General features: G+C 56.6%; 1 protein-coding gene. It reads right to left on the reverse strand.

All coding sequences use genetic code 11. From position 1 onward, the window contains the following. On the reverse strand, positions 1–1035 hold a 1035-nt coding region (locus AAKU64_RS22600; RefSeq protein WP_354363122.1), incomplete at its 3' end, for a transposase. Between the last annotated feature and the right edge of the window lies 1 nt (position 1036).

Raw genomic sequence — 1036 nt, forward strand, 5'->3', positions numbered from 1 at the left:
TAAATGCCCTTGTCCTTTGCGGTGCAGCCTTTCCATGGCAAATGGAGGACGGGCGCAATAGCGCAGTAATCGCTCTAGCCCAGCCCTGTCATCGGCTGCAATGTAAACACTGGCATCGACCGAAAAGCCGCCACCATGGCGCGCTAGCAGCATCACTTCGCCATCAATGCTGTCGAGCAAACCACGCTTAACGAAGGCACGTACGATGCGTCGTTTGGCTTCATTCTGCACCTGCGCGATGGTATCGGCACTGAGATGCGCCAGCGCATGAAACTTCACTTTGCTACCCACATCGCCATCGTCACCGTCATGCGCATCCACCGCCTCAAACACACCATCGACGACACAAATATGAAAATGCACGTGGGTATTGAGACTCGAGCCAAAACGATGAATGAAAGCGCAGGCCGCCAATTGCACCAGACGGCGATCGACTGCCGTAGCGCTGGGGCAATGTGCCTGCAGGCTAGCCAGAATCACCCGCAGAAATATCCGCAGTGCGGTATTGAGTGCTTTGGGATCATTCTGTAAAAAATAGCGTAAGCGCTTCGGTAGCGAGAGCACCCATTGCCGCACTGGCAGCTTGGGAAAAATGTGATCAGACAGATGCGCTGCCGTCTCGACCATGCGCCGTGTATTGCACGATGGGCAAACGCCGCGCCCTTTGCAGGAAAACGCGACCAGAAAATCATGACCGCAAGCATCGCAGCGGGCGCGGGCGAAGCCGTAAGCAAAGATGCCACACTCGAGGTATTTGCGGAACGCAGTCTCGACATAAGGCGCTGGCGTGTGCAGATCACCTTGCCCGTCAAATTGTCCGCTAGAGGCAAGCGCGAGCCAGGTTTCGAAGTGACCAGCGATGGTGCGATAAAACAGGCTTTGCTCAGGATGACGGACTTGGTACAGCGCGGGGGCTAGCTTGGGGGCGGCTTGACCTTGTACCGGACGCACTGATGCGTGCCGGGCATGTGGGCGGCAAACAGCGGCTTGCGGAACATCGGAATGACTGGTGGCTGACACGGCAGCAACATTCATA

The organism is Undibacterium sp. GrIS 1.8, from assembly GCF_040544445.1.
Lineage (GTDB): Bacteria > Pseudomonadota > Gammaproteobacteria > Burkholderiales > Burkholderiaceae_D > Undibacterium.